Source organism: Nocardiopsis gilva YIM 90087 (genome assembly GCF_002263495.1).
GTDB classification, from domain to species: Bacteria; Actinomycetota; Actinomycetes; order Streptosporangiales; family Streptosporangiaceae; genus Nocardiopsis_C; species Nocardiopsis_C gilva.
The window spans coordinates 303,395-312,428 of record NZ_CP022753.1 but is presented as its reverse complement, the minus strand read 5'-3'; the positions used below and the strand labels follow the sequence as shown (position 1 = coordinate 312,428).

At 67.0% G+C, this 9,034-nt stretch carries 9 protein-coding genes; 2 read left to right on the top strand and 7 right to left on the bottom strand.

Annotation, left to right across the window (positions count from 1 at the left end):
* The first annotated feature begins 344 nt into the window (after positions 1 to 344).
* Together CDO52_RS01750 and CDO52_RS01745 are read left to right on the top strand one after the other, a co-directional pair.
* Entirely contained in the window at positions 345 to 2,705 is a 2,361-nt protein-coding gene (locus CDO52_RS01750; protein WP_026126139.1) for a type I restriction-modification system subunit M/S, read from the top strand.
* 49 nt (positions 2,706 to 2,754) lie between these two features.
* On the top strand, positions 2,755 to 2,967 hold the full coding sequence (locus CDO52_RS01745) for a hypothetical protein (protein WP_017620531.1): 213 nt from the start codon (positions 2,755 to 2,757) through the stop codon (positions 2,965 to 2,967).
* A gap of 101 nt (positions 2,968 to 3,068) precedes the next feature.
* Here CDO52_RS01745 and CDO52_RS27970 read toward each other — a convergent pair whose 3' ends face one another.
* The 7 genes from CDO52_RS27970 to CDO52_RS29350 form a co-directional block, all read right to left on the bottom strand.
* Positions 3,069 to 3,566, bottom strand: a complete 498-nt coding sequence (locus CDO52_RS27970; protein ID WP_026126138.1) for a hypothetical protein — start codon at positions 3,564 to 3,566, stop codon at positions 3,069 to 3,071.
* Between the two features lie 32 nt (positions 3,567 to 3,598).
* Positions 3,599 to 4,567 (bottom strand): alpha/beta hydrolase, encoded by a 969-nt coding sequence (locus CDO52_RS01730; protein WP_017620530.1) that lies wholly within the window; start codon positions 4,565 to 4,567, stop codon positions 3,599 to 3,601.
* Positions 4,568 to 4,844: 277 nt separating this feature from the next.
* A complete protein-coding gene (locus CDO52_RS29035) occupies positions 4,845 to 4,979 on the bottom strand; it encodes a hypothetical protein (RefSeq protein WP_269769166.1) in 135 nt (44 codons plus the stop codon).
* A 126-nt stretch (positions 4,980 to 5,105) separates the two neighbouring features.
* Positions 5,106 to 6,065, bottom strand: a complete 960-nt coding sequence (locus CDO52_RS01720) for a hypothetical protein (protein WP_094932172.1) — start codon at positions 6,063 to 6,065, stop codon at positions 5,106 to 5,108.
* 972 nt (positions 6,066 to 7,037) lie between these two features.
* The gene (locus CDO52_RS01715; protein WP_017620527.1) at positions 7,038 to 8,222 is read right to left on the bottom strand and encodes an acyl-CoA dehydrogenase family protein; all 1,185 of its coding nucleotides are present in this window, start codon (positions 8,220 to 8,222) and stop codon (positions 7,038 to 7,040) included.
* Between the two features lie 98 nt (positions 8,223 to 8,320).
* Positions 8,321 to 8,527 carry a hypothetical protein gene (locus CDO52_RS27965; RefSeq protein ID WP_198345815.1) on the bottom strand — a complete coding sequence of 69 codons (207 nt, stop codon included), beginning with the start codon at positions 8,525 to 8,527 and terminating at the stop codon, positions 8,321 to 8,323.
* A complete protein-coding gene (locus CDO52_RS29350; RefSeq protein WP_394340784.1) occupies positions 8,448 to 8,936 on the bottom strand; it encodes a 3-hydroxyacyl-CoA dehydrogenase NAD-binding domain-containing protein in 489 nt (162 codons plus the stop codon). Before CDO52_RS29350 ends, CDO52_RS27965 begins: the two co-directional genes overlap by 80 nt.
* Between the last annotated feature and the right edge of the window lie 98 nt (positions 8,937 to 9,034).

The following is a 9,034-nucleotide window of genomic DNA, read 5'->3' as shown; positions in this document are numbered from 1 at the left end:
GGGCGGGTGGTGGTCTGGCACTGCGATGTCCCCGCGGCGCACTGCGTACCTCTGCTCTCCGCCGGCTGTCGGCCGCAGACACGGAGCCCTCCTGTCGACACGTGATCCACTCCGAAGCTCATCTGTTAACGGCATTTCCCTCTGGTTGGGAGGGTGAGAACTCGCGGGATGCGCTCATATATCCCCATGTCATCGCTATGTGGCTCTGCCATGGATGTGACGCGCCTGCCTGTGTGTGGGCGCGGAAAAGATTGCGCACTGTGAGTGCGCAATAGACACCCACCGCCCCATGCTCCTAAAGTCGCAGATGTTCCAGCGACAGCCTGATCCCACCAGGAGGCACCATGCGCACCCGCCCCCCAACCCCTCGCCAGCTCGTCACCAGGGCCGAAATCGCCTCGCTCGCCGGGGTTCGTCGTCCGGCGGTCACGAACTGGCAGCGACGCTACCCGGATTTTCCACGACCCGATCGGTCCGGAGACACCGAGTACTTTCGCCTGGCGGACGTCGTTGCTTGGCTCGATTCCCGCTCCATTCCGCCCAAGTCGAGAATTGCAGGCGAGTCGGCCGGGGCCACCTACGGGGACCGGGTCCGGCATAAACTCGACATGGGCGCTTCCCCTACCCACGCCACGGCCGACGTCTTCGCTTCCAAAGGCGGAGTCAGTGCCGATGTATCCGACGATGCCGAACAGCAGGTGCTGGATGAGCTCATGGGGCCGTTGGCAAGAAGGGTCCGTGGGTCCGGCGCTATGGCCGACTACCTCATGCTGCTCCTCGCCCTCAACTTTCTCCAGGGCGGAGAGTCCACCCTTTGGTCCTCAGTTCGGCAGAAGGCCTGGTACGGCAGTGGTCAGGAGGAAGCGAAGTCCCTGCTTCAGGCCATCGGGCATTCGGCCGACGAAGCGCTCCGTCGTCGGGGCTTGCTCCCCGGTGTACACGACGCGATCACTCGACTGGAACCGAGAACCTTCGAGGATCTGAAGCGTTTGATCGGATCAGCCGAACGACTGAGCGCTGCGGCGTTCGGCGAATTGCTGGAGCAGTATGAGGAGCACATCGGCCTGAGGAGTGATGAATTCTCCACTCCTCCCACTGCGGTGGAGCTCATGGTGGAGCTCGCCTTGTCCGACGATTCCGGCGTCCACGCGATCTACGATCCCTATGCTCGCGGCGGTGAGCTGCTTGCTGCGGCCGCGCAGAAGGTGAGGACGGAGAACGGGCCGCCTCGCGTGGCAGTGCACGGTGAGAACCCGCGTTACGAGATGCTGCGGCTCGCTGGGATGAACCTGGCCCTGCAGGGAGTGGACACCCGGCTCTCGCGGGGGTCACGCGCGCCTTGGGATGGTACGGAAGGCCGGTGCCTCAAGGCGGATGTGATCCTGGCCAACCCCCCTTTCAATGTTGGGGAATCGATGGCGCGTGAGCGAGGGGAAGGCCGGTGGCCCTACGGTGCGCCACCGGTCGGCAACGATAACTTCGCCTGGATCCAGTACGTTCTCTCCTCTCTCAACGAGGGAGGACGAGCCGCCGTGGTCATGCCCAACAGTGCTGGCACATCGGCGAACCAGGCAGAGCGCACCATTCGGCAGAACATGGTCGAGAGCGGTGCAGTGGAGTGCGTCATCGCGCTGCCCTCGCAGCTCTTCGCGACGACATCCATCCCCGTTTGCGTGTGGCTGCTGCGGCATCCGACGGGATCGCGCGAACCCGTGCTGTTCATCAACGCTCGTTACCTGGGGACGAAGAAGCGCGGTCGACGGGCACTGACAGAGGAGGACCAGCACATCATCATTGATCTCTTGTGCGCCTGGCGCGATCGTCATGGGACACGCCGGACCTCTGGGACGGCTGACGGTATCAGCGGCTCTGCGGATGTCGATGAGCTCTGCGCCAACGGCTGCTCCCTAGATCCCGCTGACTATGTGAAGGCGAAGCGGCGGGTGGACCGCGAGACGGCGGTCCTCGATCCCGTTGTGGCGCTTGATCATCTCGCTGAGCTAGCGGATCAGGCGCGCAAGACGGATCAGGCCGTGGACGGACTGCGTCACTGGAGCACTGGGCTTGACGCGGACGCCGGCGATGCGCTGCCAGACGGGTGGGTCCGTGTGCCCTTGGCCTCCGTGTGCGAAATCCAGGCCGGACCGTCCTACTCACGCTTGCGGGCGGATCAGCGCATGGGAGACGGGGAGGTGCCCATCGTGCTGCCGAAGCACCTTCGTGACGGGCGGATCGATGTCGGCGACCGTCCGGAGACGGTTTCGCGTGAACGAGCAGCAGAACTCAAGCGCTTCCGGCTGGCGATGGGAGACATCGTCTGTGTCCGGTCCGGTTCAACGGGCCCTTCCGCGCTTGTCGCAGAAGAACAGGAGGGCTGGGTGCCCACCACCAACCTCCTGCGGTTGCGGGCGCGGGAGCCGCAGGCGACCGACCCCGCTTACCTCCTCGGCTACCTGGCCCTGCCGCGCATCATGGGGTGGATCAAGGAACACTCTGCGGCCACCGCGGTCCCCTCTATCAGCGGCCAGAAGCTTGGGCAGCTCGCTGTGGTGCTGCCTCCGATCGGCGAGCAGCGCCGTATCGCTGCTGTGCTCAGCACCTTCGATGACCAGATCTCGGTCCACCAGCGACTGGTACGGAAGGCAGCTAGTACCCGCACCGACATCGCAGAACTCCTCATGAGCGGAACCCTGTCGCTCGGCTGACCCACCACCCCCGTCATCTGTCACCCCGAAAGAAATGAGGAACCTCGCGGTGGACACCCCCCAGTCGGAGATGCAGCTCCGTATGCGCCTGCTCTGGATGCTGGTGTGTGCGCTCATTTCCCTTTTGGTGGCGCTCGTTGCCGGCATCGTGAAGGCCAACACAGGAGGAGGACTCGGCGACGCTGTGCTCACCGGTGGCGCCACCTTCGCGACATCCATGGGTCTGTGCTTGGGGATCATGTCAGCAGTGAGATCGCGGTAACCCCACAGGCGTGCGGCACGGGTCAGGCGGTAGGCGCTAAGGGCGCGGTAAGCCGACGGCGACACCCAGAGTCAGTGCGTGCGACCGTGACCATGCAACGATCAAGGCCCGAACCCCGCTCCTTGTTCGGGCCTTTCGTTCCGCCACGGTGGCCGACAGCCCGACCCGTGGTCCGAGGCAAGGGTCAAACTACTGGTCGCGGAGGTATACGCGCGTTCGCGGATGGTAAGAGCAGATCTGCTCTCACCATCCGTGTTGAGCACCTGACCGACGCCGGTCGCGGTCCCGCCGGTCCCGATCCCGGCGATGACGACGTCGACCAGTTCATCGGTGTCCTCCCCGATCTTCTGGGCGGTGGTGCGGCGATCGCCACAGGTCCCCGCGCTGTCATGGCGCCGCCCGTCAGGCTCGATGCGGATGCGCACGCGCTGATCCGTGTCGATGAGGCGAGCGGGAGAGCCGGACAGGACTGCCGCGCCGCGCACGAGGGCCTCGAGCCCGGCCCGGCCCTCGACCAGGCGGTCGAAGTAGGCGATGACGCGGACCGCCGCCTCCGCGTCCGGGTCCAGCGCGGTCAGCCGCCCTGCCAGCTCTTCCATGGTGTTGCCCTGTCCTCCTCCGAGGCCGCTGGTTACTCGCCCACGAGGCGGCGCAGCCAGTTCAGTCGGGCGGCGCGGGCCTCCTGGGAGAGTGCGGCGTGCGGGGCGAAGCCGTCGAACCCGTGGTACCCGCCGGGCCACACGTGCAGCTCGGCCTGGCCCCCGGAACACCAGATGCGTGTCGCGTAGTCGACGTCCTCGTCCCGGAAGGTCTCGGCCGAGCCGACGTCGATGAAGGTGGGTGGCAGCCTGGACAGATCCGTGGCCCGGGCCGGTGCGGCGCACGGCGGCACATCCTCGGTCCCGCGTCGCTCGCCCAGCAGCGCGCTCCACCCGACCTCGTTGGATGCCTGGTCCCACACGCCCCGCCCCGCCATTTGGTGCGCGGACGGCGTGTCATTCCTGTCGTCCAGCATCGGGCACACGAGCAGTTGCCCGATCACCTGCGGCCCCTTGCGGTCGCGGGCCAGGAGGGCAGTGGCCGCGGCGAGGCCGCCTCCGGCACTGGTTCCGGCCAGAATGATCCGGCCCGCGTCGCCGCCGATCTCGGCCGCGTGCTTCACCGTCCACAGCAGCCCTGCGTAGCAGTCCTCGACCGGGGCCGGGTGCGGGTGCTCGGGGGCGAGCCGGTACTCCACCGACACGACGGTCAGGCCCAGTTCACGCGCCCACTCCAGGGCCCGTTCCGTGCCCACCTTCGCGCCGCCCATCACCATGCCGCCACCGTGCATGAAGTACACGACGGGCCGCGGACCCTGCACGTGGGTGGGACGGAAGATCAGCAGGCCGACATCGGGAGCGCCCTGCGGGCCGGGCACGCTGCGCTCCTCGACGTCGAAGGCTCCGCCACAGCTCAGCTCCTCCAGCGACGGCGTCTGTCCATACGCGCTCTCTCGAAGCGTGGCGATGTTCTCTGGGGTGATCTGTACCGTTGAGGTGATCCCCATGAGATCCAAGGCGGCTGCCAGTTCCGGGTCGAACGGTGGGGGCGGGGTCGTCATGTGTTCTCCTTAGGCGTCCGCATCCGACTGTAGGGAACGTGATCGTCGCCGACCCGCCGTGCCCGCGTCAGCCCGCCGTCGGAGGGAATCAGTCCGCCGTCTGGCGGGTGGAGGCCGCTGACATGACGACATGAATTGCCCGTTCGGCGAGGTCGACGTCTTGCCAACGGCCGTGTGAGCAGCACCGACCATCGCTGCGAGGTCCTTCTGAGCCTCTGAATTCGCCGACTGGCAGCCCCATCCGCCTTCCTCACGGTCGCCTGATCGCCTCCTCCGGTCAGGCGGCACCACCTTCCTCCACCGGCCCCCTCGTGTCGACCGGCCGGGCGCGGCCCTTGACCGACTCGTCGCCCTCGACGGCGATGACCTTGATCCCGGCGCCCCGGAGTCGGGGCAGCACTGGAGCAGCCATCCCGTAGCCGATCACGGTCCGGTCGCCGCGATGGCTCCGCGAAAGCCCGGTGCTGGTGGGGGTGGCCCGCCGCACCCACCTCAACTCTGCTGGGTCTTTCGGGGGTACTCCCGAAAGACCCAGCAGCTAGGGCATCCTGGAATACGCCGACAGGCGACCAATAACACGTCCAACGACATTCAACCGTCTACCACGGCGGGGGACCACCGGCTCAGGCGCGTCTTCGTCGAACCAACCCTTGCGCTGATGCCGCCTCATTGACGCCATGGGGACGGTTGGTTCGTCCGCGGCGGCAAGTTCTTCCGCGAGGGTGTGGATGGGGAAGTGGGGGGCGAGGCTGGGAAACGGCGTCATGGCGTCAGGTTGGCACAGGTAGTCCTCCATGGAGCGGCTGGTGGCCGCGGTCTGGTGGTCGTCATAGCCCCGGTTCTCGTGGATCTGCTTGGTGAGGGGTGTCTGCGCTGCGGGCACTGTCCCCGTTCCTGCGAATTCGGAGTGCAGCTGCTGGCGCCGCGCACGTATCCGCTGGAGCGTCTGCGTCAGCTCGTCGTGGGCCTCGTCATACACGGCCAACAGGGTTATCAGCGCTTGGCGTCGGGCCCTGCCGGCCAAGTTCTCCCATTGGACACGTCCCTCTTCCCAGATCGCCTGCTCTTCGCGCTTTGCCCGCTCGCTGATCATGTACATCTGATGTAGGGCGTCGCCCGCAGGTAGTGCCCATCTCGGCTGGTGTTCGCCCGTCATGGCGGACTCCAACAATCGGGTGAACTCCGGAACCCGGTCGTCGGCAGCCGCCGCCGCGTCGGGGGTGCCCTTCAGCCGCTCGGCGGCGAGTCCCAGGGCTCGCACGATCTGCACGAGACGCCCATAGGACGGCAACTTGGCGCTGGCGAAGGCGTTATGGATCGTCGAGGCGCTGATCTTGGGCGGGCAGTCCTTGAAGCGCTCGACCACCGGCAGGGCGGATACCGCCTCCTCGATGGTTGCGACTACGGGGTAGCCCGCCTCCGCCCGCAGGGCGTGCAGGGCGCGGTTGAGGTCCTTGTGAGGGCCTTCCGGCAGGTCAGGCAGCTTCCAAGGTCCCACAGGTGTCTCCTCCGTCTATCCAAATCCATCCATGTGAGTCGGGCCCGACCCATCCTATTTCTTCTATCTTCATCTAATTAAAACCAGATGCGGTTCAATGCGCCATTTCTGTACTCGTAGGTGAGTAGGCGCCCCTAGATTAGTGGTCGCGCGGCCAGTCGCCGTCGAATCTTGGACAAGATCGGATGTAGGCGACAAATGTGATCGACAGTGGCTGCGGTGATGACACGTCGGCGGATGGCTGTGTGCGTCTAACCGCTGTGCGGTCCGGTCTGGTCGTTACCGACGTCGACCCCGACCTGGGACCCGTTGCGACTCGCCGGTAACCCCGGCTGGTGTGGCGGCTCAAGCTCTGTTCCGTTGGGCTGCACGATCGAAGGCGGCCAGCAAGCCTCCCAAAAACATGCGGAATATCCGCGGGAGTGTGTGGGATTTCCGGACCTCGCTGGTTACCGACCGGTTTTGTTCGTTATTCCTTCTCGGGGTGGGAAAACGGGCCTCCTCTCGGTGGTCCAGTCGTCGACGGCGGGCAGTCTGCTTTTCTTCCAATGAAGGGATGTTTTCATGTTTCGGAATATCTGTTCTGGATGCTGGATTGAGCGCACCAAGCAGCACCGGTGGAGCTCTGTGCGTCCGCAGAGGGCATCAGCCGATCGTGGCGCGATCGAAGCGCGTCTCTATTTCGCATTTCTCAGCGCGTGCCTGGCGGGGGCGGCGATAGGGCTGCTGTGGTGGGCGGGGGGTGATCCCCCCGCCCACGCCGTGGCCCAGGGCGCGATGGTTGCTGGTGGTGCATTCGTCGTGGTCTACAGCGTGTTGCGGCCTGGGAGCGATCAGTGATGGGCTTCCGTAGTGGTGTCGGCCCCTTCTCGGACACGACTCAGACCCCGTGAGACCAGAGAACGGCAGGGCCCGAACCACCCGGGTGGTTCGGGCCCTGCCGCGTTTCGGCCTGCGCCTCGTGCGCGTCGTCTACACGAACGCGCTGTGTCCGGTGATGGCCTTGCCGACGATCAGTGTGTTCATCTCGCGCGACCCCTCGAACGAATAGACGGCCTCGGCGTCGGCGAAGAACTTGGCGATCTCGTAGTCGAGGACGATGCCGTTTCCGCCGAACAGCTCCCGGGCCCACGCGACGCACTCGCGCATCCGCGTGGTGGTGAACGCCTTGGCCAGGGCGGCCTGCTCGGCACTGCCCTCGCCCGCCGCGACGAGCTGGTTGAGGCGCACCACCATGCCGAACATGGCGGTGATGTTGCCGAGCATCTTGACGAGCAGGTCCTGGATCATCTGGAAGCCGCCGATGGGGCGGCCGAACTGCACACGGTTGACGGCGTACTCGCGGGCCAGCTCGTAGGCGCGCACCGCCACTCCCAGCGCCTGCCAGGCCACGCCGCCGCGGGTACGGGCCAGAACGGCGGCGGTGTCGCGGAACGTGTTGATGCCCTGCAGACGGTCGGCCTCGGGCACCCGCACCTCGTCGAGCACGATGTCGGCGTTCTGCACGGTGCGCAGCGCGATCTTGCCCTCGATCTTCGTTGCGGTGAAGCCCGGAGCGCCCTTGGGCACGACGAACCCCTTGACGCTGTTGTCCGCCGTATCGCGCGCCCAGACCACGACGAGGTCGGCGAAGGTGCCGTTGCCGATCCACCGCTTGGCGCCGTTGAGGATCCAGGTGTCGCCGTCGCGCCGGGCGGTGGTGCGCATGCCTCCGGCGACGTCGGATCCGCCCTCCGGCTCGGTCAGCGCGAAGGCGCCGATCTTCTTCATGGCGGCCATGTCCGGCAGCCACCGGTCGCGCTGCTCCTGGCTGCCGCCCCCGTAGATGCTGCCCATCGCCAGGCCGGTGTGGACGCCGGAGAAGACCGCCAGCGACGGGTCGACCCGGTTGAGCTCCATGGAGAGGAAGCCGGAGAACAGCTCGCCCCGCGGGCGGCCGTCGCCGTACTCGGGGTAGGCGTACCCGGCCAGTCCGAGCTTGGCGAACTTCTCGATCGCCTCGAAGGGGAACTCGGCCCGGTCCCAGGCGGTGTTGGCGAGCGGCTTGATCTCGCTCTCCAGGTAGTCGCGGATGGCGGCGAGCTCGGCCCGTTCGGCGTCGCTGAGCAGGTCGGCGAAGCCGAAGAAGTCGGATGCCGGGTTGGCGGGTTTGGGCATGGCGGTACTCCTTACAGAGGGAACGCAGGTGGCAGTGGTGGGTGGAGGGGGAGGCGGGCGGCCCCGGCCCCGCCCTTCCGGAGCGGCGTCAGGCCGCGTCAGGTCCGCTCGGCCTCACGCAGCGCGTCGTTGACGGCGAGCTGCTTGCGGTCGCGCAGTGCCGCGCGCTCGCGGTAGGCGTCGGGGCCGTGTCCGTAGGCGGCCTCGATCTGGCTGATGAGCGTGTCAACGGCGGCGCCGTCCAGTTCGGGGTGGCCCAGGTTCTGCCAGCCCCGCGCGAGGCCCGGCCCGAGGTGCTCCATCATGTGCCGGATACCGCCGGGCCCGCCGCCGAGGTGGAAGCTCTCGAAGGGGCCGATGGTCGCGTACCGGCCGCCCAGCGACGCCTTCATCACGGTGTCGAGCTCGGCGGCGTCGACGACCCGCTGAGCACCAGGTGGATCGCCTCCTGGAGCACGGCGCTCTGGAGTCGGTTGGCCGCGAACCCGGGATCTCCGTGCGCAGCCGCACCGGGGTCTTGCCCAGCGACCGGTAGAAGGCGGTGGCCGCCGCGACGGTCTCCTCCGCGGTGCGTTCCCCCGGCACGATCTCCACGAGCGGGACCGTGTGCGGCGGATTGAAGGGGTGCGCGACCAGCATCCGCGCGGCGTCGTCGTCGGGCAGCTCCGCGGCGATGTCGGATGCGACGATGCCGGAGCTGGACGTGGCCAGCACGGCCTTCGCGGGGCCTGGCGGGCGATCTCGGCGAACAGTCCCGTTTGAAGCCGACGTCTTCCGGACCGTTCTCCTGGACGAGGTCGGCCTCGGCGACC